General features: G+C 67.3%; 25 protein-coding genes. 8 read left to right on the forward strand and 17 right to left on the reverse strand.

Features of this window, described 5'->3' with window-relative positions:
- Nucleotides 1–14: 14 nt before the first annotated feature.
- On the forward strand, nucleotides 15–503 hold the full coding sequence (locus tag G315_RS0108545; RefSeq protein ID WP_019612319.1) for a DsrE family protein: 489 nt from the start codon (nucleotides 15–17) through the stop codon (nucleotides 501–503).
- Between the two features lie 33 nt (nucleotides 504–536).
- On the opposite strand, the gene murU is transcribed toward G315_RS0108545, so the two are convergent.
- The 3 genes from murU to G315_RS0108560 are packed head-to-tail and all read right to left on the reverse strand — an operon-like array spanning nucleotide 537 to nucleotide 2,986.
- A complete protein-coding gene (gene murU / locus G315_RS0108550) occupies nucleotides 537–1,211 on the reverse strand; it encodes an N-acetylmuramate alpha-1-phosphate uridylyltransferase MurU (protein WP_019612320.1) in 675 nt (224 codons plus the stop codon).
- A gap of 3 nt (nucleotides 1,212–1,214) precedes the next feature.
- Nucleotides 1,215–2,210, reverse strand: coding sequence for an aminoglycoside phosphotransferase family protein (locus tag G315_RS0108555; RefSeq protein WP_018951671.1), 996 nt, complete (start codon nucleotides 2,208–2,210; stop codon nucleotides 1,215–1,217).
- Nucleotides 2,207–2,986: a metallophosphoesterase gene (locus G315_RS0108560; protein ID WP_018951670.1), complete on the reverse strand. Its 780-nt coding sequence runs from the start codon at nucleotides 2,984–2,986 to the stop codon at nucleotides 2,207–2,209. The genes G315_RS0108555 and G315_RS0108560 overlap by 4 nt, the downstream gene beginning before the upstream one ends.
- A 163-nt stretch (nucleotides 2,987–3,149) precedes the next feature.
- On the opposite strand from G315_RS0108560, the gene dksA reads away from it, so the two are divergent.
- Nucleotides 3,150–3,572, forward strand: coding sequence for an RNA polymerase-binding protein DksA (gene dksA / locus G315_RS0108565; RefSeq protein WP_018951669.1), 423 nt, complete (start codon nucleotides 3,150–3,152; stop codon nucleotides 3,570–3,572).
- Nucleotides 3,573–3,589: 17 nt separating this feature from the next.
- Here the strand turns inward: dksA and argA are convergent, their stop codons facing one another.
- The 3 genes from argA to G315_RS0108580 form a co-directional block, all read right to left on the reverse strand.
- A complete protein-coding gene (gene argA / locus G315_RS0108570; RefSeq protein ID WP_019563791.1) occupies nucleotides 3,590–4,957 on the reverse strand; it encodes an amino-acid N-acetyltransferase in 1,368 nt (455 codons plus the stop codon).
- A 137-nt stretch (nucleotides 4,958–5,094) separates the two neighbouring features.
- Nucleotides 5,095–5,568 carry a DUF192 domain-containing protein gene (locus tag G315_RS0108575; RefSeq protein WP_018951667.1) on the reverse strand — a complete coding sequence of 158 codons (474 nt, stop codon included), beginning with the start codon at nucleotides 5,566–5,568 and terminating at the stop codon, nucleotides 5,095–5,097.
- 2 nt (nucleotides 5,569–5,570) lie between these two features.
- Nucleotides 5,571–5,843, reverse strand: a complete 273-nt coding sequence (locus tag G315_RS0108580; protein WP_018145194.1) for a heavy-metal-associated domain-containing protein — start codon at nucleotides 5,841–5,843, stop codon at nucleotides 5,571–5,573.
- Nucleotides 5,844–5,924: 81 nt separating this feature from the next.
- On the opposite strand from G315_RS0108580, the gene ilvD reads away from it, so the two are divergent.
- Together ilvD and radC are read left to right on the forward strand one after the other, a co-directional pair.
- Nucleotides 5,925–7,778 (forward strand): dihydroxy-acid dehydratase, encoded by a 1,854-nt coding sequence (gene ilvD / locus G315_RS0108585; RefSeq protein ID WP_019563792.1) that lies wholly within the window; start codon nucleotides 5,925–5,927, stop codon nucleotides 7,776–7,778.
- A 57-nt stretch (nucleotides 7,779–7,835) separates the two neighbouring features.
- Entirely contained in the window at nucleotides 7,836–8,507 is a 672-nt protein-coding gene (radC, locus tag G315_RS0108590) for a DNA repair protein RadC (RefSeq protein WP_018145196.1), read from the forward strand.
- Between the two features lie 195 nt (nucleotides 8,508–8,702).
- Here the strand turns inward: radC and bioF are convergent, their stop codons facing one another.
- Genes bioF through G315_RS0108610 form a run of 4 tightly spaced genes read right to left on the reverse strand, consistent with a single transcriptional unit; the run spans nucleotide 8,703 to nucleotide 12,096 of the window.
- Nucleotides 8,703–9,884, reverse strand: coding sequence for an 8-amino-7-oxononanoate synthase (bioF, locus tag G315_RS0108595; RefSeq protein WP_019612321.1), 1,182 nt, complete (start codon nucleotides 9,882–9,884; stop codon nucleotides 8,703–8,705).
- Nucleotides 9,881–10,633 (reverse strand): class I SAM-dependent methyltransferase, encoded by a 753-nt coding sequence (locus G315_RS0108600; protein WP_018145198.1) that lies wholly within the window; start codon nucleotides 10,631–10,633, stop codon nucleotides 9,881–9,883. Before G315_RS0108600 ends, bioF begins: the two co-directional genes overlap by 4 nt.
- Before the next feature lie 12 nt (nucleotides 10,634–10,645).
- Nucleotides 10,646–11,641: a biotin synthase BioB gene (bioB, locus tag G315_RS0108605; protein WP_018145199.1), complete on the reverse strand. Its 996-nt coding sequence runs from the start codon at nucleotides 11,639–11,641 to the stop codon at nucleotides 10,646–10,648.
- Nucleotides 11,638–12,096, reverse strand: a complete 459-nt coding sequence (locus G315_RS0108610; protein ID WP_026182081.1) for a hypothetical protein — start codon at nucleotides 12,094–12,096, stop codon at nucleotides 11,638–11,640. The genes bioB and G315_RS0108610 overlap by 4 nt, the downstream gene beginning before the upstream one ends.
- A 240-nt stretch (nucleotides 12,097–12,336) precedes the next feature.
- Here G315_RS0108610 and G315_RS0108615 point away from each other — a divergent pair, with 240 nt between their 5' ends.
- Nucleotides 12,337–12,891: a ComF family protein gene (locus G315_RS0108615; RefSeq protein WP_019612322.1), complete on the forward strand. Its 555-nt coding sequence runs from the start codon at nucleotides 12,337–12,339 to the stop codon at nucleotides 12,889–12,891.
- A gap of 19 nt (nucleotides 12,892–12,910) precedes the next feature.
- Here G315_RS0108615 and ubiA read toward each other — a convergent pair whose 3' ends face one another.
- From ubiA to G315_RS0108650, 7 genes are all read right to left on the reverse strand, one after another.
- On the reverse strand, nucleotides 12,911–13,780 hold the full coding sequence (gene ubiA / locus G315_RS0108620) for a 4-hydroxybenzoate octaprenyltransferase (RefSeq protein ID WP_018175637.1): 870 nt from the start codon (nucleotides 13,778–13,780) through the stop codon (nucleotides 12,911–12,913).
- Between the two features lie 64 nt (nucleotides 13,781–13,844).
- A complete protein-coding gene (locus tag G315_RS0108625) occupies nucleotides 13,845–14,411 on the reverse strand; it encodes a TlpA disulfide reductase family protein (RefSeq protein WP_019612323.1) in 567 nt (188 codons plus the stop codon).
- Nucleotides 14,408–16,726, reverse strand: a complete 2,319-nt coding sequence (gene dsbD, locus G315_RS0108630; RefSeq protein WP_019612324.1) for a protein-disulfide reductase DsbD — start codon at nucleotides 16,724–16,726, stop codon at nucleotides 14,408–14,410. Before dsbD ends, G315_RS0108625 begins: the two co-directional genes overlap by 4 nt.
- The gene (gene cutA / locus G315_RS0108635; RefSeq protein WP_018145205.1) at nucleotides 16,714–17,055 is read right to left on the reverse strand and encodes a divalent-cation tolerance protein CutA; all 342 of its coding nucleotides are present in this window, start codon (nucleotides 17,053–17,055) and stop codon (nucleotides 16,714–16,716) included. The genes dsbD and cutA overlap by 13 nt, the downstream gene beginning before the upstream one ends.
- Nucleotides 17,056–17,058: 3 nt before the next feature.
- On the reverse strand, nucleotides 17,059–17,856 hold the full coding sequence (locus G315_RS0108640) for an efflux RND transporter periplasmic adaptor subunit (RefSeq protein WP_019612325.1): 798 nt from the start codon (nucleotides 17,854–17,856) through the stop codon (nucleotides 17,059–17,061).
- Nucleotides 17,857–17,894: 38 nt separating this feature from the next.
- Complete coding sequence (locus G315_RS0108645) at nucleotides 17,895–19,271, reverse strand: TolC family protein (RefSeq protein ID WP_019612326.1); 1,377 nt, start codon at nucleotides 19,269–19,271, stop codon at nucleotides 17,895–17,897.
- 36 nt (nucleotides 19,272–19,307) lie between these two features.
- The gene (locus tag G315_RS0108650; protein ID WP_026304737.1) at nucleotides 19,308–19,847 is read right to left on the reverse strand and encodes a thioredoxin family protein; all 540 of its coding nucleotides are present in this window, start codon (nucleotides 19,845–19,847) and stop codon (nucleotides 19,308–19,310) included.
- A 211-nt stretch (nucleotides 19,848–20,058) separates the two neighbouring features.
- On the opposite strand from G315_RS0108650, the gene G315_RS0108655 reads away from it, so the two are divergent.
- From G315_RS0108655 to groL, 3 genes are all read left to right on the forward strand, one after another.
- Nucleotides 20,059–20,541 (forward strand): FxsA family protein, encoded by a 483-nt coding sequence (locus G315_RS0108655; RefSeq protein WP_018145209.1) that lies wholly within the window; start codon nucleotides 20,059–20,061, stop codon nucleotides 20,539–20,541.
- A 152-nt stretch (nucleotides 20,542–20,693) separates the two neighbouring features.
- A complete protein-coding gene (gene groES / locus G315_RS0108660; RefSeq protein ID WP_018145210.1) occupies nucleotides 20,694–20,984 on the forward strand; it encodes a co-chaperone GroES in 291 nt (96 codons plus the stop codon).
- Nucleotides 20,985–21,035: 51 nt separating this feature from the next.
- On the forward strand, nucleotides 21,036–22,700 hold the full coding sequence (gene groL / locus G315_RS0108665; RefSeq protein ID WP_018145211.1) for a chaperonin GroEL: 1,665 nt from the start codon (nucleotides 21,036–21,038) through the stop codon (nucleotides 22,698–22,700).
- Nucleotides 22,701–22,904 lie beyond the last annotated feature (204 nt).

The raw sequence follows: 22,904 nt of genomic DNA on the forward strand, positions 1-22,904 counted from the left end.
CGGCCGGAGTCTCGATGCAAGTCGACCCACAAGTGCTGCGCCCCGGCTGGTTCCTGGCCGGGGCGCTCTTGTTGATGCTGGCGGCAGGCGGCGCGACTGCTGTATTGATGGCCGCCGTCGCCAAGGCGCCGGCGGCCGAAGAGCCGCTGCGGGTGGTCTATCACATCAACACCGATGACCTGGAGCTTCACCTGAACGCCCTGCGCAACCTGCAGAATCATATCGACGGTAGCCCCGATGATGTTTCGCTCAAGATCAAGGTGTTGACTCATGGCAGCGGCATCAGTCTGCTGCAGCACGCCCGTACCGATCCGGACCTGCGCAGTACCGTGAATACCCTTAAGCTGCAGGATGTGCGCTTTTTGGTGTGTGGCAACTCGCTGGAATCGCGCGGGCTCGAACGCAGCGATCTGCATGAGGTGTCGGACAGGGACGTGGTCCCCAGTGGCATCGTGGAACTGACCCGCCTGCAACGCTCCGGTTACACCTACATCAAGCCCTGACCGGACCGGCCGCATCCCCCCTGCGTTGGGTGATCAGCGCCCCTCAAGCTCGGTGTCCAGCGCCGCCAGGCGCTCCGGTGTGCCGATGTCGCGCCAGGCGCCGGTGTAGTGTTCGCCGGTGACCCGGCCGGCCTCGATGGCTTGACGCAGCAAGGGTCCGAGGGCCCGGCGCCCCGGTGGCAGATCACGGAACAGCGCCGGGTCGTACCAGCCGATGCCGCTGAAGGTCAGCAACTCGTTCCCCGCCAGGGCCACCCGCTCCCCGTCCAGGGCGAAATCGCCCTGCGTGTGATGGTCGGGGTTGGCGACCAGTACGAGGTGCGCGAGCGGTCGGTCGGTGGCCGTGTTCATTGTCGTCGGGGGTGTCAGCGGGTGGTCGCACCAGACATCGCCATTGACCACCAGAAACGGCTCCTCCCCCAGAAGGGGAAGGGCCTGGCGGATCCCGCCCGCGGTCTCCAGGGCACCCTCGGGCTCCGGTGAGTAGCGAATGGCGAGGCCTGACTGGCGTTCACCCAGGGTGGCGCGGATCTGTTCGCCCAGATGCGCGAGGTTGATGACTACCTCGCGGTACCCGGCGGTCGCCAGACGATCCAGCGTGTAGCCGATCAGCGGCCGGCCACTGACCGGCAGCAGCGGCTTGGGGCAGTGGTCGGTCAACGGGCGCATGCGTTCGCCGCGCCCGGCGGCCAGGATCATTGCGCGCATGGCTTAATCCTCCCGCATCCGTTCGGGCATGTGGGTGTGGAACCAGCCTGCCACCGCTGTCAGTTCTGGCTGTGACAGTCCCTGCGCCAGGAGTCGATGCAGGCGCGGCAGGTGTTCCAGGTAGCGCGGTTTGGCATCCCGGTGCGCCAGGCGCACGAAGATCCCGAGGATCTTGGTGGTGCGCTGGGCGCCGAGGACGCGGTAATGCTGCAGGAAGACCTCGGGGTCCCAGGCCGTTCCCGCGGCATAACGCTCCAATGCCCGCTCCACGGTAGCGGGTGACACCTCGCGCCGGGCGTCTTCCAGCAGCGAGACGACATCGTAGGCGGGGCTGCCGATCACGGCATCCTGGAAATCGAGGACGGCACAATCGCCATCCTCGCCGGGTGGCAGCATCAGGTTGTCCACGTGGAAGTCGCGTAGCACCAGTGTCCCGGGCAGGACGGGCAGGTCTTCCAGTGCCTCCCGCCAGGCTGCGAGAAATCCGTTGCGCAGGGACGCGCTCATCGGGGTGCCGCGTTGTTCCGGCCAGTACCAGTCGGCAAACAGGGCGGCCTCGTCCAGCAGGCGCGGGGAATCGTAGGCGGGGAGGTCCGGGGCCTTCGCGGCCTGCGCTGGCCAGGCGCGATGCAGATGGATCAGGGTGTCGATGGCGCGGTCGTACAATGGGCCTTCCGCGGCCCCCTCGGCGAGGGCCCGGGTGAAGGTTCGGTCGCCGAGGTCCTCGAGCAGCACGAAGCCGGTGGCTGGATCGTGCGCAAGGATGCGCGGCGGGCGTAGCCCCAGCGATTCCAGCAGTCGCGCGATCTCCACGAACGGCTCGGTGGCCTCGCGCTCGGGTGGCGCATCCATCAGCACCACCGGCTGGTCGTCGCGGCACAGGCGAAAATAGCGCCGAAAACTGGCATCTGCACGCAGGAGTGCCAGGTCGGTAAACTTGCCCGGCTGGTCCTTCAGCCAGGCCTGGAGCTGCTCGCTGCGGCGATCGTCCGGGATCATGCACGGGCCTCGGGAAATTCGCCGGATAGACGCTCGACGCGGGTGTCGATGCGGCCATCGGCATGCAGTGCCAGTACGCGGTAGCCGGCATGTTCGGGATCCAGCGCGAACTGTTCGGAGCCGGGGGCGAACTGGACGCAGGTGGAGGGGCAGCCCAGCAGTTCGACGCCCTGGCGCTCGGCGCGGAAATCCTGATGGATGTGGCCGAACAGACAGGCGCGTACGCGCGGGTGGTGATCCAGGATCGCGAACAGGTCGTCGGGATTGGTCAGGCCGATCCGGTCCATCCATGCGCTTCCGACGGGCACGACCGGGTGGTGAACGGCGACCATGCCCCAGTGATCAGGGTGTGCGGTCAGTACTTGATCCAGGCGCGACAACTCGGCCGGCTCGATGCGCCCGGACGCCTGCCCCGCAACCGCCGAATTGATCCCGACCAGCAGCCAGTCGCCGAGCAGCCGGTGGCCGTCCAGGGCATGTCCGGCGCCCGTGAAGGCGCGGTGCAGCAGGGTCCAGTCATCGTGGTTGCCCGCCAGGCCGGCGAGCGGCCAGCCTTTCACGTGTTCGTCGAGCATTGCGAGGAGTCGAGTGTAGGCCGCCGGATCCGGATCTTCGGCCAGGTCGCCCGTGAGCCATAGCAGGTCCGGCCGGGCCTCGTTCCGGCGCAGGGCCTCGAGCACGCGGGCGAGCTGGCGGTCGCTGTCGGGATAACCCGGTCGAATGGGGCCCGGCTCCCGGCCGAGGTGGGTGTCGCTGATCTGAAGGATGTGCTGCATGCGGCCGGTGTCGTCTTCCGTATGGTGCCGGTTGTGTGCGTTCGGGCGCGCTTTCGTGTTTGCCGCCCGGCAGGGTTATTGCCCTATACTCGATCGGGTGTACCGTGCAATGCGCCGGGGCCTTCCCGCATGGGGCGAGAGGGGGCCTGGCGAGGGGTCCAAGATGAGCCAAGAAGCCAAGACCCGCCCGGATTCCGGGTACCGTCCGTCCGAGGACGAACCCTACATGAATCCGCGTCAACTGGACTACTTTCGCGCCAAGCTCGAGGCCTGGCGTGCCGAGCTGATCGAGGAATCGGAACAGACCCTGGAGCACCTGCGCAGCGAGAGCTGGCAGGAGCCGGACCCGAATGACCGCGCCAGTCACGAGACCGATGCCGGCCTGGAGCTGCGAACCCGGGATCGGTACCGCAAGCTCCTGAACAAGATTGACGCGGCGCTGGCGCGCATCGAGCAGGGCGAATACGGCTATTGCGAGGAGACCGGTGAACCGATCGGCATCGCTCGGCTTGAGGCGCGCCCGGTTGCCACGCTGAGCGTGGTGGCCCAGGAGGCCCATGAGCGCGACGAGGCCCGCTATGAATAGGGCCTGTCTGGTCCGGGTTACTCGCCGGCCAGCGCGCGGGTAAACACCCGCGAGTTGCGCGCCTGGTTGTAGCGGGTCTGCCGGCTGACGGGCAGATCGTCCACCTTGCCTGGCGTGTAACCGCGTTCCTGGAACCACTGGGCGGTGCGTGTGGTGAGCACGAATACCCGCCGGATTCCCTGTTCCTGCGCCAGGTGTTCCATCGCCTGCAGCAAACGGTCGCCGCGGCCGCTCCCGCGGTAATCCGCGTGCAGGGCCAGGCAGGCGATCTCCGCGGCATCCGCCTCGAACGGGTAGAGCGCGGCGGTCCCGATGATCAGGCCGTCGGCCTCCAGCACCTGGAAGCGGTCGATCTCCAGCTCCAGGTGCTCCCGCGCGCGATGCACCAGGATACCCTCGGCCTCCAGTGGTGCCAGTAGTGCATGGATGCCGCCGACATCGTCGAGTGTGGCCGGGCGCAGCCGTTCCAGTGGCTCGCGCGAGACCAGTGTGCCGATTCCCAGACGGGTGAACAGTTCGGTCAGGAGCCCACCGTCGTCCCGACGGTCGATCAGGTGCACCCGGATCTCGCGCTGGCGACAGGCGTCGAGCGCGCTCTTCAGATGGTTGGCCAGTTCCTGCGGCAGGTCGGTGGCGGTCTCCAGCAGCTTCTGGGCGGCCGGCACGGTGAGCTGGTCCAGCACGCCGTGTTCGGGATCACGCAACACCCCGGCCTCGGTGAGAAAGATCAGCTTGTCGGCATTCAGCGCGATCGCGACCTGGGTGGCGACATCCTCGCCGGAGAGGTTGAACACCTCGCCGGTGGGGGAGTAGCCGAGCGGGGAGACCAGGGCCACCTGCTCGCGGTCCAGCAGGGCCGCGAGTGCGGTGGTGTCCACCCCGCGCACCTCGCCGGTGTAGTGGAAGTCCACGCCGTCGCGTACGCCCAGTGGCCGTGCGGTGACGAAGTTGCCACTGGCCACGCGCAGGCGTGCGTTGCCGGTACCCGGCTGGCCGAGGCTGCGCGAGAGCAGGCCCTCGATCTGCAGGCGCAGCCGACCGACCGCATCCAGCACGGCTTCCAGCGCTGCGCCATCCGTTACGCGCAACCCGTTGGCGTAGGCCGGGGTCAGTCCGCGCTCGCTCATCCGGGCCTCGATTTGCGGGCGCGCCCCGTAGACCAGAACGACCCGGATACCCAGGGCATTGAGCTTGGCGATATCGCGCATCAGTGCCGGAAACTCCGGCGCCTGAGCGGCCTCGCCTGCGAGCGCGATCACCATGGTGCGCCCGCGGTGGGCGGCGATGTACGGCACCGCATCACGGAACCAGGCGAGCTCCCCGGGCTGCGGGGCTCGGCGTGAGGGCGCGTGATTGCGGGCGGCTGGGTTGGATGTGGCGGTCACGGGCGTGTCCGTTTCCTGGTGATGTCCTTGAGCAGACAGTCTAGGGAATCACGGATCAATGTACACGTGGGATCAGTCAGGCCTGCTGGCCCGATCCTGCGGGAAGGGGTGTTAGGGAAACATTGATCCGTGTTTCCCTAGTCGGTCTCGCCCACGAGGCGTTCGAGGTCCGGGACGGAGGCGCCGGGCGCGATGCCGTGCTCCTTGAACCACCCGGCATTGACCTCCAGGGCGTAGCGCACCGGCCGTTTCGCCTCGTGTATGCGGGTGGAGTGGGGCGTCATGCTGGCGATGTTGGTAATGGTGAAGTCGGCATCGATGAAGGCCACGTCCAGCGGGATGCGGGTGTTTTGCATCCACATGCCGTAGTGCGCCGGTCGTGGCCAGATGAACAGCATGCCGTGGTCGGCGGGCAGGTGGTCGCGGTGCATCAGCCCGATCCGGCGGCTACGGTCGGTCGCGGCGATCTCGATCGTCAGGGCTTGTTCGCCGAGTTGCAGTTCGGCGGTCGGCAGCCCGCTTTCGGCCTGCGCCAGCCCCGTGCCCAGGACGAACAGCAGCACCAGCCCGACAAGGCCGGGCTGCGCGCGCCACCGCGACGTATTGATCAAGCCTATTCGCCGCTCATGCGCCCCACGGCGCAGCTGGCAAACGACTTGGCCTTGGCGCTGGCGGAGCGCAGGCCGGAGACCGAACCGACCTCGGGGTAACCCATGCTGGCGAGCTTGGCGGCGACCGCCTCGCGGGCGCTGTCGGGCGCCTCGATATCAACCGCACCGCCTTCCACGTCCACCTCGGCGTCGGTGACGCCCTCGACCTGCAGCAGGCCCTTGCGGATGGAGCTGGCGCAGCCGCCACACTTGATGTTCTCGACTTCGATTTTCATTGCAGGTGCTCCGGGGTACTGGGGTTTGAACGACTCATTATGTACGATCTGCGTTCACCGTAATCGTTCACGAGAATATACATGCCCGCCTATCGTTCCCGCACCACTACCCACGGCCGCAACATGGCGGGTGCCCGCGCCCTGTGGCGCGCCACCGGCATGAAGGATGGCGACTTCGGCAAACCGATCATTGCCATTGCCAACTCCTTCACCCAGTTCGTGCCCGGGCACGTGCATCTGAAGGACCTGGGCCAGCTGGTGGCCGGCGAGGTGGAAAAGGCCGGCGGCGTGGCCAAGGAGTTCAACACCATCGCGGTGGACGACGGGATCGCGATGGGCCACGGCGGGATGCTCTATTCGCTGCCCTCGCGCGAGATCATCGCCGACTCGGTCGAGTACATGGTCAACGCGCACTGCGCCGATGCCCTGGTCTGCATCTCCAACTGCGACAAGATCACCCCTGGCATGCTGATGGCCGCGATGCGCCTGAACATCCCGGTGGTGTTCGTCTCCGGCGGTCCGATGGAGGCCGGCAAGGTGCAGGCCCCGGGCAGCGACAAGGTGATCCACCTGGACCTGGTGGACGCGATGGTCAAGGCCGCCGACTCCAGTGCCAGTGATGAAGAAGTGGAGGCCATCGAGCGCTCCGCCTGCCCGACCTGCGGGTCCTGCTCCGGCATGTTCACCGCCAATTCGATGAACTGCCTGACCGAGGCGCTGGGGCTGTCGCTGCCGGGCAACGGCTCGCTGCTGGCCACCCACGCCGGGCGCAAGAGCCTGTTCGAGCAGGCCGGCCGGCGCGTGGTCGAACTGGCCAAGCGTTACTACGAGCAGGACGATGAATCTGCTTTGCCGCGTTCCATCGCCACCTTCGAGGCGTTCGAGAACGCGATGAGCCTGGATATCGCGATGGGCGGCTCCACCAACACGGTGCTGCACCTGCTGGCGGCCGCGCGCGAGGGCGAGGTCGACTTCACCATGGCCGACATCGACCGCTTGTCGCGCAAGGTGCCGAATCTGTGCAAGGTCGCCCCGGCCACCCAGCTCTACCACATGGAAGATGTCCACCGCGCCGGTGGCGTGGTCGGCATCCTCGCGGAGCTGGACCGCGGCGGGCTGCTCCACCGTGACATTCCCACCGTGCATGCCGACACCATGGGCCAGGCCCTGGAACAGTGGGACGTGATGCGCCACGCCGCCGAGGCCGAGACGCTTTACCAGGCCGCCCCGGGCGGTGTGCCTACCCAGGTCGCGTTCAGCCAGGACAAGACCTGGGACAGCCTGGACATCGACCGCGAGAACGGCTGCATCCGCGACATCGAGCATGCCTACTCGAAGGACGGTGGCCTGGCCGTGCTCTACGGCAACATGGCCCCGGATGGCTGCATCGTGAAGACTGCCGGGGTGGACGACAGCATCCTGACATTCTCGGGTCCGGCCCGGGTCTTCGAGAGCCAGGACGCGACGGTGGAGGCCATTCTTGGTGACCAGATCCAGGCGGGCGACGTGGTGATCATCCGCTACGAAGGCCCCAAGGGCGGCCCGGGCATGCAGGAAATGCTCTACCCGACGTCGTATCTCAAGTCCAAGGGCCTGGGCAAGGAATGTGCGCTGGTCACCGACGGGCGCTTCTCCGGCGGCACCTCCGGGCTGTCGATCGGTCACGTCTCGCCGGAGGCGGCGCAGGGTGGTGCGATCGGCCTGATCGAGGAAGGCGACACCATCGTGATCGACATCCCCGGTCGCGAGATCCGCATCGACGTCGACGACGCCACGCTGGCCGCACGGCGCGAGGCCATGGAGGCCCGTGGCGCGAAGGCCTGGAAACCCGAGTCGCGGGAGCGGGCCGTTACCCAGGCCTTGCGCGCCTACGCCCTGATGACGACCTCCGCCGCCTACGGCGCGGTGCGCGACATCTCCCGCTTCGAGGACTAGCCCAGGGCCCAAACCGAAAAAAGCGAACGCATGTAACGCAACCACAGGGAGGTGGTGATGGCGATTACCGACTGGCCCGCGGCCGAGCGCCCGCGGGAGAGGCTGATCGAACGCGGCGCGGCCGCGCTTTCGGATGCGGAGTTGCTGGCAATCTTTCTGCGCACCGGCGTGGCCGGCAAGAGCGCGGTGGATGTCGCGCGGGACCTGCTCAGCCGCTTCGGCGGGCTGCGGCCTTTATTACAGGCGGATCAGGCGGGGTTTTGCGCCGCCCCGGGGCTGGGGGATGCCAAGTACGCCCAGCTTCAGGCCGTGCTGGAGATGGGGCGCCGCCACCTGGCGGCCGATCTGGAGCGCGGCGATGCGCTGACCTCGCCCGCGACCACCCGGCAGTTCCTGGCGGCGCGCCTGCGCGACTATCCCTTCGAGGTCTTCGGCGTGCTGTTCCTCGATAACCGCCACCGTGTGATCGCCTTTGAGGAACTCTTTCGCGGCACCATCGACGGTGCCTCCGTGCACCCGCGCGAGGTTGTGCGGCGCGCGCTGCACCACAATGCTGCGGCTGTGATCCTGGCCCATAACCACCCCTCGGGCGTGGCCGAGCCGTCGCGTTCGGATGTCGCCATCACCCGCCGCCTGACCGACGCCCTGGGGCTGGTGGACATCCGCGTCCTCGATCACGTGATCATCGCCGACGAGGCCGTCTCCCTCGCCGAACGCGGCGAGCTGTAGGGGGCGGCTGACCCAGTCGCACGTCTGCGTTGCAACGCAGTGAGCTGCCGGCCGCTGGTCCGGCACCGAGTGGTCATTGCGAGGAGCCGCAGGCGACGAAGCAATCTGCCGATAATTTTTCCGGGGGGGCATCCGGATGATGATTGCTTCGTCGCTTTGCTCCTCGCAATGACGGTTAGAAGCTTGCGCGCGGTGTTACGCCGGTGTGTCGTTGAGGGCCTGTTCCAGCGTCTGCAGCAGTGCGTCGACCTGCGTTTGGGTGTGGGCGGCGGACAGGGTGATGCGCAGGCGGGCCTCGCCTTCCGGGACGGTCGGGGGGCGGATCGCGGGGACCAGGAAGCCGGCCTCGAACAGGCGCTCGGCGACGGCGCTCGCGCGAGTGGCGGTGCCCAGGGTGACAGGCTGGATGGGTGTGAGGGGCGGTGGGTGTGGCAGGCCGAGGCGATCCAGCCCGTCGCCCAAGCGTCGCAACAGGTTCTGCAGGTGCGCGCGGCGGTCGTGGGCGGACGCGGCGATTTGCACCGAGGCCAGGGTGGCGGCGGCCAGGGCGGCCGGCATCGCGGTGGTGTAGATGTAGGGGCGCGCGGTCTGGATCAGGGTCTCGATCAGCCGTTCGGAGCCGGCCACGAAGGCCCCGGCGGTGCCGAAGCCCTTGCCCAGGGTGCCCATCAGGATCGGTACGTCGTCGCTGCCGAGACCGAAGTACTGGCAGCTGCCGCCGCCGGTGTCGCCCAGCACTGACAGGCCGTGGGCGTCGTCCACCATCAGCCAGGCATTGTATTCGCGCGCCAGGGCGGCGAGTTCCGGAAGCGGGGCGATATCGCCGTCCATGGAGAACACGCCGTCGGTGACGATCAGGCGCTGCCCGGTCGCGGGCGCCTTCTGCAGGCGCTCGCGCAGGTGTTCGGGCTCGGCGTGGCGGTAGCGCTGGCTGCGCGCGCCCGACAGGCGCACGGCGTCGATCAGCGAGGCGTGGTTCAGGCGGTCCTCGAAGACGGTGTCGTGGCGCCCGACCAGGGCCTGGACCAGGGCCAGGTTGGCCATGTAGCCGGTGGAGAAGACCAGTGCCCGCTCGCGCCCGGTGAAGTGTGCCAGGGCCTGTTCCAGTTCGTCGTGGGCGCGGCTGTGGCCGTTGATCAGGTGGGCCGAACCCGCGCCGACGCCGTACTGATCCAGCGCCTTGCGGGCGGCGGCGGCGACCGCCGGGTCACCGGCCAGGCCCAGGTAGTCGTTCGAGCAGAAGGCAATCACGCGGTGGCCGTCGATAACCTGTTTGGGCCGCTGTGGGCCGTCGAGGATGCGGGTGCGGCGCCATAGCCCGGCGTCGCGCACAGTGTTCAGGCGTTGCTCCAGGTAGTGATCGAGTGAGTCGCTCATGGGCGCAGGCCCGCGCGCAGGAAGATCGGCCAGTGCACCCGTGCCGGCATGCTCGGGTTGGACCACAGGGCTTGCAGGGCCGGCGCTAGCGCGGCCAGCGGGTCCTGGCCGGCGGCGCGGGCGCGGCGGATCGCGGACCAGGTACCGAGATAGCCCAGCAGGGTGGCGCGATCCCATTCGCGCGTGATGCGAAACTCGGGCGCCTCGATCTCGGGCCAGGGAAACGGCAGGTCGCGGTAGTGGTTGCGGATGTGCTGGCGCTCTTCCGGCCACCAGGGGGCCAAGGTGGCATCGTGAAAGTCGATCAGCAGGTGGTCCAGTGCCGGGTCCTCGGCCCGCAGCACGCCGTAGCCCCAGATCGCCAGGAGTCCGTCCGGGCGCAGGACGCGGGCGACCTCGTCGTGGAACTCGGTGTGGCGGAACCAGTGCGCGGCTTGGGCCACACAGGCGAGGTCGACCGAGCCATCGGCCAGGGCACAGGCCTCGGCGGCGCAGGCGACGCGGTCGATCCCGGAGTGATCCGGCACTGTGGCCAGCAGCGATGGGGCGGCGTCCGTGGCGAAGACGTGCGAGAAGTGGGGCGCGAGGCCCCGCGCGGCCTGGCCGTTGCCGCTGGCACAGTCCCAGGCGCGCTCGTGGTGCGGGGTGCGCGCCGCCAGCCAGTCAAACAGCTCGGCCGGGTAGTCCGGGCGGTGGCGGGCGTAAGCGTTAGCCACCGCCGGGAAATGGTCGGGGAAGCCGCCGCTCACCGCCGGTCTGGCTCAGGCCGACGCGGACGCCGGCTGGTCCGATTGCGCGGGGGATTCCGGGCCGGTCTCCGGGTGCAGGCCCAGGCGTTCGAACAGCGCGAGGTCGTGGTTCTCGCCGGGGTTTGGCGTGGTCAGCAGGGTGTCGCCATAGAACAGCGAGTTGGCACCCGCGAGGAAGCACAGGGCCTGCATCTCGTCGGACATCTCGGTGCGCCCGGCGGACAGGCGCACGTAGGAGGCCGGCATCAGGATGCGGGCGACCGCGATGGTGCGCACGAACTCCAGCGGGTCCAGATGTTCGATGCCGTGCAGCGGTGTGCCCTCGACCTGGATCAACTGGTTGATCGGCACCGACTCTGGGTGTTTTGGCAGGTTGGCCATCTGCTGCAGCAGCCGCGCGCGATCGCGGCGCGACTCGCCCATGCCGAGGATGCCGCCGCAGCAGACGTTCATCCCGGCCTCGCGTACGTGCTCCAGGGTCTCGAGGCGGTCGTCGTAGGTGCGCGTCGAGATGATGTGACCGTAGAACTCCGGCGAGGTGTCGAGGTTGTGGTTGTAGTAGTCCAGTCCCGCCTCGGACAGGCGTTTGGCCTGCTCGGCCTTCAGCATGCCGAGGGTCATGCAGGTCTCGAGGCCCTCGTCCTTCACCGCGCGGACCATCTCGATCACGCGCTCCAGGTTCTTGTCGGTGGGGTTGCGCCAGGCCGCGCCCATGCAGAAGCGGGTCGCGCCCTGGGCGCGGGCGTTGCGGGCCGCCTCCAGCACCTCGTCCAGCGGCAGCAGGCGTTCGCGCTCGATCTCGACCTCGTGGTGCGCGCTTTGCGGGCAGTAGGCGCAGTCCTCGGGGCAGGCCCCGGTCTTGATCGACAGCAGCGTGCTCACCTGGACCGCGTTCGGGTCGAAGTGCTCGCGGTGGACGGTCTGCGCGCGGAAGATCAGGTCATTCAGCGGCAGGTCGAGCAGGGCCTCGACCTCGTTGGTGTTCCAGTCGTGGCGGGGCGTGCTCATAGATGATGTTCCTTGTCGGCTTCGGCGGGGATCTCGACGTCCGTCCAGGGCTCGCGGTAGATGGTGAACAGGGCGTAGATCGTCCACGGCAGCAGGATGGCCGCGGCGATCGCCCAGTAGGCGCGGTAGTAGTTCAGATCCGGCGGAAAGAAGGTGGCGACCCCGATCAGCAGGCCCATCAGGGCGTAGTAGCGATAGGCGGCCCACTGCGTGAAGTGGCCGACGCGGGGATCGGGGTGGTGCTTGTTCAGGGCGTAGACCAGCATCGAGCCGCCAAACCACAGTACCAGCGGGACGATGCCCATGATCGCGGCGATGATGAAACCGACCCCGACGCCCTCGCTGCTCACCAGGAACAGCGGGATGCCGGCAATCGACACGCTGATCAGGTTGCCGATATCGAACATCGACGCGGCGCGCCGCGAGCTGCGCCCGGAGACGGTCCTGGTGGCCATGGTCTACCCTGCATGCAAAAAGCAGAGCATACCATTATGGCCCCGGACCCTTCATTGCGCCCCGTTTCCAGGCGGTCTCCGGCCGCGCGCTTGAGGGCCCGGGCTGCGGCCTGCGTCGACTGGCTGGGGGAGGCCCTGTACCCCGGTCAGTGCGGACTGTGCCTGGCCCCCGGTCCGGCGATCTGCGCGGATTGCCGGGCGGATCTTGCGCCGCTCGAGCACCCCTGCCCCACCTGTGCGTTGCCCCTTCCGGTCGCCGGAGTGTGCCCGGCTTGCATCCGCCGAGCGCCGGTCCTGGATGCACTGCATGCCGGCTGGGCCTATGCCTGGCCGCTGGATCAGCTGATCCTGGCCTACAAGCACGGCGCCAATGCACGGGCCGAACGCATCCTCGCGGCCCTGGCGGAGCAGGTGGCGGGCCGTCTGGTGGGCGAGAACGGCGATCCGCCCGATCGGGTGCTCCCCGTGCCGCTGCATGGCAGGCGGCTGCGCGAGCGGGGTTTCAATCAGTCGGACTACCTGGCGCGGCGTGTGGCGGGGGTGCTGGATGTCCCGCTGGATACCCGCGGACTGCGGCGCATCCGCGCGACCGAGTCGCAGCAGGTGCTGGGTCGCAAGGCGCGGCGGCGCAATGTCCACGGTGCGTTTGCCTGGGACGGGCCGAGCCTCGCCGGGCAGCATGTGCTGGTGGTGGATGACGTGGCGACCACGGGCGCGACGCTGGCCGCACTGGCCGAAGTGCTGCGCCGCGAGGGTGCCGCACGGGTGGAGGGGCTGGTCCTCGCGCGCGCCTGAGGGTGTGCGCGCTCGGGATTCAGGCCCCCAGGTGGTGGTCGGCAATCATCGCCAGAAGGATGACGGCGCCCAGGTAGTGGTTGTTTTTGAAGGCGCGCAGACAGTCGGCGGGTTCGCGTTCAAAGATCAGGAACTGCTGGTAGAACATCAGCATTGCCACCACCACGAGCCCGGCGGTGTAGTAGCCACCGAAATCGGCGTGCTGGCCGACGAGATAAAGCCCCAGCCACACGAGCACCTGCAGCCCGCCGGTGATCAGGCGGTCGAGTTCGCCGAAGGCGATGGCCGTGGATTTCACCCCGATCTTCAGGTCGTCTTCGCGATCCACCATGCCATAGAAGGTGTCATACACCACCGTCCACGCCAGCACGGTTACGAACAACAGCCAGGCCACTTCGGGCGGGTGCTCGCCGGTCACGGCGGTGAACGCCATGGGCACGGCCCAGGCAAAGGCGGCGCCGAGATGGACCTGCGGGAAGTGGTGGAAGCGCTTGGAGAACGGGTAGGTGCCGGCCAGTGCCACCGCCACCAGGGAATACAGGATGGTCAGCCCATTGGTGAACAGCACCAGGACGAAGGCGACCACGCTGAGCGCCACGAAGGTACCCAGCGCCTCGCGCGGGGTGATGGTGCCGAGCGCCAGCGGTCGGTCGCGGGTGCGCGCCACATGGCTGTCGAAGTCGCGGTCGGCGTAGTCGTTGATCGCGCAGCCCGCCGAGCGCATCAGCACCACGCCGGCGGCAAAGATGAAGATCAGGTAGGCCGGCGGCCAGCCCTCGGCCGCCACCCACAGGGCCCAGAAGGTGGGCCACAGCAACAGGTAGATGCCCACCGGGCGATCCAGCCGGATCAGGCGGGCGAGTTCCCACAGGCGTTCGCGCTCGGTCATGGCGGCCAAGCTTACCAGCCTTGTGGCGCCAGGGCGCCGGGCGTCGCTCCGGCGTCGGGGGGTGCTACAGGTGCGCCTCCAGCCATCCGTCCAGGTCGGCCGGTTCCACCTCGCCACGATGGGTGTCGAGGATGGTGCCTTCGCGGTCGATCAGTACGGTGTAGGGCAGGGCGCCGATGCGGTTGCCGTATTCCCGGCCGATCGCGACCGCGTCGTCCTGGCCGATCAGTACCGGGAATTCGATGCCGAATTCGTCGACGAAATGCTGCGTGGCTGTCTGTTCGTCCACGGCGACCGCGACGATGGTAAAGCCATCCTCGCGGTTGGCATCAAAGGTGTCCTGGAACAGCGGCATCTCCTTCTTGCAGGGCGGGCACCAGGTGGCCCAGAAGTTCAGCACGATCAGGTCGCCGTCCCACTCACTGAACTGGCGTTCTTCACCGGCGAGGTCGGGCAGGGTGAAGTCGATGCGCTGATTGCCCTGGGTCTCCTCGGCGGCGACATCGGTGGCCGCGTTGGCAGAGGTTGCCCCGGCGCCCATCTCGGGTTCCGGGTCACCACAGGCGGTCAGGATCAGGGCGCTGGCCGTGGCGACCACCACCCCTGCGAGTGCGTGCTTGCGGTGTTTCATGGTGTCACCCCGATGGCGCTTTCTACATGTGCCAGGAAGCGGTCGGCATTCAGGTAGCCGACGTTGCGGTAGTTGCGCAGCTCGTTGCCGTCGCGGTCATAGAAGATCATCGCCGGCGGCCCGAACAGATTGAACTGACGCATCAGGTCGCGGTGCTCGGAGGTGTTGTCGGTCACGTCGGCCTTCAGGAGGTGCACGTCGCCCATGGCCCGGATCACGCGCGGGTCCTGGAAGGTGGTGCGATCCAGCCGCACACAGTCCACGCACCAGTCGGCGTAGAAGTCGAGAAACACCGGCTGGCCGTTTTCGCGGGCCCGTGCGACTTCGCGTTCCACGTCCTCCAGGCTGTCGACGTAGGTGAACGCCATCTCGGTCGGCCCGGACTGCTCGCCGGTGGCCGTCACCGCGGGCTGGTTGAACGTGGCCAGCGGGCGGAAGATGTCCTTGCCGCCGGTCGCCGCGCCGAGCATCAGCAGCACGCCGTAGATCAGGATCACCACACCCAGGCCCTTCCACAGGCTGTACCAGCCGGAGGCATTCTCCGGCAGGGTCCTTAGTGCGCCCATGTAGACGGCGGTCACGATCAGCAGGATTGCCCACAGGAACATCGCGACCTCGCCCGGGATCACCCGTTCGAGCAGCCAGATGCCGATGGCCAGCAGGCCGACCCCGAACACCGCCTTGATGGTATCCATCCAGGGACCGGCCTTCGGTAGCAGGCGCCCGGCGGAGGTGCCGATGACCAGCAGCGGCGCACCCATGCCCATGCTCAGCGCGAACAGCGCGATCCCGCCCAGCACCGCATCGCCAGTGTGGCTGATGTAGAGCAGCGCCCCGATCAGCGGTGCGGTCACGCAGGGGCCGACGATCAGGGCGGAAAGGAAGCCCATGATGCCGGCGCCGACGTAGGTGCCGCCTTCCTGCTTGTTGCTGATCTGCGAAAGCTTGCTCTGCACGCCGGCTGGCATCTGCAGCTCGTAGAAGCCGAACATCGACATCGCCAGCGCGATGAAGATGGCCACGAAGGTCCCGATAATCCAGGGGTTCTGGAAGGCCGCCTGCAGGTTGGCACCCGCCAGGCCCGCGAATACGCCGGCGATGGTGTAGGTCAGCGCCATGGCCAGCACGAACACCAGCGAGATCAGGAATGCCTTGCGTGTGGTCAGGTTCTTCTGTCCGATGATGATGTTCGACAGGATCGGGATCATCGGGAACACGCAGGGGGTGAAGGTCAGCAGCAGCCCGAAGCCGAAGAAGGCCAGGGCCACCAGCCAGATCTGGCCGTCTGCCAGCTGGGCCGCGATGCGGTCCTGCTGGGTGACCGGTGCCGCGGCCTCGTCGTCTTCCGCAGCCCCGTCGCCGGTTTCCGGCAGGGCGTCGGTGTCGGCCTCGGCGGCCAGATCGGCAGCAAAGGAGACCGAGACCTCCTGGGTCAGCGGCGGGTAGCACACGCCGGCGTCGGCACAGCCCTGGTAGTCGATCGCCAGGGTGATCTCGGAGACGTCATCCGCGTCGCGCAGGACCGGAACCAGGATCTCGACCTGGCCCCGGTAGACCTGGCTCTCGCCAAAGAACTCGTCTTCCTGGAGCTCGCCGTCCGGTGGGTTGACCGGCCCCAGCTCGATGCCATCGCCCTCGGAGATGCGCACATCCAGCTGCTCACGGTAGAGATAGTATCCCTCGGCAATGTCGAAGCGAAGGATCGCCGCGTTCTGGCTGATCGCCTCCAGCGAGGCGGCAAAGGCCTTCTCCGGTTCCAGCAGGTCATCGGCGGCGCCGAGGTCGCCGGACAGGTTGCCCAGGTCACCCAGCGCGCTGCGTTCTTCCCCGGCATCTTCGTCCGCGCGGGTCTCGCCATTGCCGCTTGGCAGGCCGGGCAGCTCGATGGATACGGTCTGGAAGTGCGGCGGGTAGCACACGCCCAGGTCCGCGCAGCCCTGCGAGCGCGCGGTCAGCTCGATGCTGGTGCTGTCGGCCGCCTTGATCGGCAGCTCCACCTGAACCTGGCCGCGATAGGTCTCGACGCGCCCGAAGAATTCGTCCTCCTTGACCTCGCCGTCCGGGATCTCGGCCTCGCCCAGTTCCAGCCCGTCGCTTTCCGGGGTGAAGTCGAACTGCTCGCGGTACATGTAGTACTCGTCCGCGATGTCCCAGGTCAGCCGTACCGTGTCGGCGTCGATCGCCTCGGCGCTCAGGGCGAAGGCGTCATCCGGGTCCAGCAGGTCGTCCTCGAAGAGGGCGTGCGTCAGTCCCGGGGCCAGCAGGAGTGCGACCAGCAGGGTTGCCAGCCAGGTGCGCGGATTCATGAGGTGCATTGCGTTATCCAGTCCAGGTAATCGGGCAGCCCGCGTTCAATCGGCAGGGCGATGATCTCGGGTGTGTCGTAGGGGTGTTGTTCAGCCAGCTGCGTCTGAAGATCGTTCAGGCGCGCAGGCGCGGTCTTGATCAGTAGAGTGACTTCGGAGTCGATTTCGATATTCCCTTTCCACATGTAGACCGAGCGTCCGGGCGGGAGGATATGCACGCACGCGGCCAGACCCTGTTTCACCAGGGTGCCGGCCAGGCTGTCAGCCGTGTCCGGGTCGTCGAGTGTGGTAATGACCAGCCAGGCGCGGGCGCTGGATGGCGATTGCTCATTGCTCATGTATCAGGAATCCCGTTCGATCCGTGCGGGCTGACCCGGGCGCAGTGGTGTGTCGTCCGCCGGCGAGAATTCGACCTCGACGCGGTAACCCCGCTCGGGCTCTTCGCCGGTCGGCTCCCAGCCGATGGTCGCAATGGTGCCGGAAAGACGCTGGTCGCCGACTACGACCGTAACGGTCTCCCCGGGTTCCAGGTCGGCGGCGGTGGCGGCCGGGACGGTGGCCACGGCGCGCATCGGGTCGGTCGTGCCAAGGATCGCCAGGACCGGCGGTAGCAACGCCGGATTGACGTACTGCCCCGTATTGGCGTCGATGCGCACCAGGCGCCCGCTGGCCGGGGCGCGGATGGTCGCGTCCTCGAGATCGGCGCGGATGCGGTCGCGCTGGGCGCGGGCCTCGGCCAGGCGGGCCGCGACGGTCGCGTAATCGATACGTGCCAACTCCAGTTCGCGGGCGGCGATCAGGGTTTGGTCGTAGAGATCCTCGGCCTTGTCGCGCTCGCGCTCGGCTTCGTCCAGCTCCATCTGCAGGCGTTCCATGGTCGCGCGGGCGGCGCGCAGGTCGGCATCACTGCGCCGGGTATCCAGCCGGAACAGGACGTCGTCGGCCTCGACCCGGTCGCCGGCGCGGGCCTCGATTGCCTCGATGCGGCCCGCGATCGGGGCAGTAATGCGGTGGCGCTCACCCCAGTCGAGTTGGGCCGCGAAGCCTTCCTCGGCCAGTAGAGGTATGGGTGCCAGGGCGAGCAGGGCCAGCAGGCCGCCGGTGGTCAGCAGGGATGGGACATGGAATACGCGGGGCATGGTCAGGTCTCCCGTCCGGTCGCCGGTGGTTGGGCGGCTCAAGGGTTTTCGTCCGTGGCGCGGAACGGGCTCAGTTCGTCGCGCCCGCTCAGCAGGGCCAGGCGCTCGTAGGCCAGGGCCAGTTGGAATTCGGTGCTTGCATTGAAGTGCGCCGCGGCGCTTTGCTGGACCATCGAATCGCCCAGGTCGGCCTGGTCCTCGATGTCGTACAGGTAGCGCGCGCGGTCGATGTACAGCTCGCGGTAGTCCATGCGCCAGGCGGCCTCGTCGCGCTGGGTTCGTAGTGCGCGGATCTCGTCGTACAGCTCGCGCAGGCGGTTGCGCGCCTCGATGCGGGCCTCGCCCAGTTCGGCCTCGGCTCGATGGCGGGCGGCGACGGCCTGGCCCACCCGGCTGTCGTGGCGGCGGCCCTCGTACAGCGGGATTTCCAGGACCAGGCCGGCGGCGAACGGGTTGCGATCGCTGCCGCCCAGGTCGCGGTGCCACCAGCCGGATTCGGCCTCGGCGTACAGGCGCGGGCGCCGCTGCGCGCGCGAGGCTGCCACCTCGCGGCTGGCGGCCTCGACGTGGCGGCGCTCGGCCATCAGGCGCGGACTGGTGTTGTCGAGTTCGGCGAGCAGCGCATCCAGATCGGGCAGCTCGGGCAGATCCAGGGGCAGCATGGGGGCGAGTACGGTACGCACGCGCCGGTCCGGGCGGTTCAGGGCCTCGGCCAGCGCGGCCCGGGTGCGGGCCTGGTCCTGCAGGGCGCGGGTACGTTGCACGCGCAGGGTCTGGTATTCGGATTCCAGGCGGAAGACCTCGATGTCCGAGACCTGGCCGCGCTGGTTGCGCTCCTCGGCCCGTTCCTTGGATACGTAGGCGGCGGCCATGGCCTCGGTGTCGCGGGCGAAGGCGAGATCCGCCAGCAGCACGTCGAAGTAGCGCTCGAGGACGTGGATGCGGTGACGGGCATGGGTCAGCGCTTCCTGCTGGTGGGCCGCCTCCAGGCGCTGCTCGCTGGCGGACTCGCGCGCATGGGACTGGCCGAAGTCGCTCAGCAGCTTGCGCGCGACGATGGCGGCGCGGGAGTCGTTGCGGGTGCGGTCTTCGACCAGGTCGTTGGGCTCGATCCAGCGGGCCTCGAGCCGCGCGTCCACGCGCGCATCGCGCTCGGCCCGAGTCGCCTCCAGGGCGGCGCGGGCCTGTTCGCGGTCGGCGCGCGCCTGACGCACCCGGGGGTGCAGGGCGTCGACCCGCTCCAGGGCGTCACCCACCCGCATCGGGTTGGGCAGCGGGCCGAGGCCGGTCGCGCCGCCGGCTTCCTGCGCAGTCGCCGGCCCGGCCAGGGGCCACAGGAGCAGACTGGCCAGTAGCAGGCGAGCCAGGGGCCGCCGGCGTCCGGTGCAGGACGAGCGGGGGTGCATCGGCGACATCAGGCGTCGATCCTCGGGAGTGGCAAGAAGAGGGGTTTAGCGGCCGTCTTGCTCGCGCTTGAAGCGCGTGAAGTTCTGGTCCTTGTAATGCCCCTCGGCGACAAACTCGCCCAGTTGCAGGAATTCGCGGGAGTCGCGGGTGGCCCCGGTGAAGCGGGCGATCGGTTCGCCCTCCAGGTTGAAGAACTGGAACACCGGTGTGGCGCGCACCCGGTAGTCGCGGGTGGCCCAGTCCATCTGGGTCTTGGTCTCGCCCTCGAAGGTGACGATCTCGATGGCGCCCTCGACATCGACGCTGAACACCCGGAAGTGCTCGCTGAAGTATTCCTGGACCTCGGGCTGGTTCAGTACCTGGTTTTTCATGCGGTGGCAGAACGGGCAGTCGGCCATCTCGAAAAAGATCAGGATGCCTTTCTTGCCGGCCGCGCGCGCCTCTTCCAGCTCTTCGGGGAATTCGCCGAAGGTCGGGTCGAAGAAGTGGTGTGTCGGATCGCGCGGGTCTTCGACCGCGGCGGTGGCCAGAGCGGGGACAAGGAAGGCCAGCAGGGCCAGCATCAGGATTGGATTACGCAACATGAGCCGTCACTCTCCGAATATGTAGATAGCCGTATGCACCAATGACGTGCAGGAGACTGGCTTAATTCCCTTTGCCGTGCAAGGACAACGGAGGCGGGCCCCCGCGGGCGCTCTTGATGATATTGGAGTGTCCACGTATCAGCGAGGTTCCAATCGACACCACCCGGGGCGCATGTTCCAATAAACAGGCCTGATCTGCGGAACCCTTGCGATGCGCAACCCCCTCTTTCCCCTGTTTGTCTTTCTCGGTCTGGTGCTGCTCGAGATCTTCGGCTTCGCCTGGGTGGGCGATGCCGTGGGCGCCCTGATGACGGTGGTGCTGGTGATCGTCACGGCGGCGGCCGGGCTGATGTTGTTCCGATTGCAGGGCTTCTACCATTGGCGGCGGCTGCAACAAAGCCTGGCGCGGGGGGAGGTTCCGGCGCGCGGGCTGGTCGAGGGCTGGCTGCTGATGTCGGCCGCCGTGCTGCTGTTGCTGCCGGGGTTCTTTACCGATGCCGCCGGCTTCGTGCTGTTGATTCCGCCGCTGCGCCGCTGGGCGGCCGCCGGCATCCTGCGCCGCGGCATGGTCCGCACGCGCACCGGCGGCCCTGGTGGGCCGCCGGGCGGCGGTACCATCGAGGGCGAATTCCGCCACCACGACGACCGCCCCGAGACGCCCGACGATCGGCTGGACCACGACGACCGTCGCTGATTCACGTTTCTGGCCCCGCTTTCGTAACGCGCGCTCTTGACTCGCCCTTGTGTGCCCCTATTATTAGCACTCGTCAGGGGTGGGTGCTAACAGGGTGCCTGCCCGACAAACCAATTTTCCTGTTTGAGACATTCTAATAAGGAGTTCGCGCCATGAACCTGCGTCCTTTGCACGATCGAGTCATCGTGAAGCGTATGGAAGAAGAACGCACCACCCCCGGCGGCATCGTGATCCCGGATTCCGCGGCCGAGAAGCCGATCCGTGGCGAAGTGGTTGCAGTAGGCAACGGCAAGATCCTGGACAACGGCGAAGCCCGTCCCCTGGACGTGAAGGCTGGTGACACGGTCCTGTTCGGCAAGTACTCCGGCACCGAGGTCAAGGTCGATGGCAACGAAGTCCTCGTGATGCGCGAAGACGACATCATGGCCGTCATCGAGGGCTGAACGCCCCGAACCGCGACCGTCTAACACGAATTTTCAGGAGTAGAACGAATCATGAGCTCTAAAGAAGTACGCTTTGGTACCGACGCCCGTACCCGCATGGCCAAGGGCGTGAACACCCTGGCCAACGCCGTGAAGGTCACCCTCGGTCCGAAGGGCCGCAACGTGGTCCTGGACAAGGCCTTTGGTGCCCCGACCGTGACCAAGGACGGCGTGTCCGTGGCCAAGGAAATCGAGCTGGAAGACAAGTTCGAGAACATGGGCGCCCAGCTGGTCAAGGAAGTCTCCTCGCAGACCTCCGACACCGCCGGTGACGGCACTACCACCGCGACCGTGCTGGCCCAGTCCATCGTCCGCGAGGGCATGAAGGCGGTCACCGCCGGCATGAACCCGATGGACCTCAAGCGCGGCATCGACAAGGCCGTGAAGGCCGCCACCGAAGAGCTGAAGAAGCTCTCCAAGCCGTGCACCGAGCACAAGGCGATCGCCCAGGTGGGCTCGATCTCTGCGAACTCCGACACCGCGATCGGCGAGATCATTGCCGATGCGATGGACAAGGTCGGCAAGGAAGGCGTGATCACCGTCGAGGAAGGCTCCTCGCTGGAAAACGAGCTGGATGTCGTCGAAGGCATGCAGTTCGATCGCGGCTACCTGTCGCCCTACTTCATCAACAATCAGCAGAACATGAGTGCCGAGCTGGAGGATGCCTACATCCTGCTGTTCGACAAGAAAATCGCGAACATCCGTGATCTGCTGCCGATCCTCGAAGGCGTGGCCAAGGCCAACAAGCCGCTGCTGATCATCGCCGAGGACATCGAAGGCGAAGCCCTGGCGACCCTGGTCGTCAACTCCATGCGCGGCATCGTCAAGGTCGCCGCCGTGAAGGCCCCGGGCTTCGGTGATCGCCGCAAGGCCATGCTGCAGGATATCGCCGTGCTGACCGGTGGCCAGGTGATCTCGGAAGAAGTCGGCCTGTCGCTGGAGAAGACCACGGTGGAAGACCTGGGCCGCGCCAAGAAGGTGCAGGTGACCAAGGAGAACACCACGATCATCGACGGCATGGGGTCCAACAAGGACATCAAGGGCCGCGTCGACCAGATCCGTGCGCAGATCGAGGAAGCGAGCTCCGACTACGACAAGGAAAAGCTGCAGGAACGCGTGGCCAAGCTGGCCGGCGGTGTGGCCGTCATCAAGGTCGGTGCTGCCACCGAGATCGAAATGAAAGAGAAGAAGGCCCGCGTCGAAGACGCCCTGCATGCCACGCGTGCGGCGGTGGAAGAAGGCGTGGTCCCCGGCGGTGGCGTGGCCCTGCTGCGTGCCTGCGCCGCGATCACCAAGCTCAAGGGTGACAACGACGAGCAGACCGCCGGTATCAACATCTGCCGTCGTGCGATGGAAGAGCCGCTGCGCCAGATCGTCTTCAACTCCGGTGACGAGCCGTCCGTGGTCCTCAACCAGGTCCTGGAAGGCAAGGGCAACTACGGCTACAACGCCGCGAGCGGCGAGTTCGGCGACATGATCGACATGGGCATCCTGGACCCGACCAAGGTGACCCGTTCCGCGCTGCAGAACGCCGCATCGGTCGCTGCCCTGCTGATCACCACCGAGGCCATGATTGCCGACATCCCGAAGAAGGATGACGGTGGCGGCGCCGGTGGCGACGACATGGGCGGTATGGGTGGCATGGGCGGCATGGGTGGCATGGGCGGCATGATGTAATTCGCCGCTTTACCCGTGCATCGTTGATGTACCTAGGGACCCCGCTTCGGCGGGGTCTTTTTGTCTGACCGGTACCGTTTCCTGGGGTCCGAGTTCGGGTGCCAAATCCGCGGTTTCAGGAACCCTTAGCAGGGTTGTGTGTCTCCCGGAGTACAGCTTGCCGGAATGTCTCTGTGCGATTCGGGTTCTGTCTGTTGCAATATC

The sequence above is a fragment of the Thioalkalivibrio sp. AKL7 genome (assembly GCF_000381705.1).
In the GTDB taxonomy this organism is placed as follows: domain Bacteria; phylum Pseudomonadota; class Gammaproteobacteria; order Ectothiorhodospirales; family Ectothiorhodospiraceae; genus Thioalkalivibrio; species Thioalkalivibrio versutus.